At 29.0% G+C, this 238-nt stretch carries 1 pseudogene; it reads right to left on the bottom strand.

Going from position 1 to position 238, the window contains the following annotated elements:
- A pseudogene (locus tag SB775_RS33640) lies at positions 1-238 on the bottom strand (LacI family DNA-binding transcriptional regulator); the annotation flags it as partial.

The raw sequence follows: 238 nt of genomic DNA, 5'->3' as shown, positions 1-238 counted from the left end.
AATAATTTGCATGGGATTTTTGTTCATCAATCACAACAAACGGAAGTGGAATTTCTCCTATACTTTTAAAAACGGATCTTGTTAAAATAACACCTGCAACGTTATTTTCCTTCAACATATATATGTATCTATCTTTATTCTCTATATTACAAACAATGATTTGATATCCTTCTTTATATGCTATTTCCTCAATACAATGTAGCAAAGGGATGTTTGATAGGTCATATAGATTATCTAC

It is taken from the genome of Peribacillus sp. SIMBA_075 (assembly GCF_046534585.1).
The sequence above is the reverse complement of the archived record's forward strand: the minus strand, read 5'-3'. Positions and strand labels throughout refer to the sequence as shown.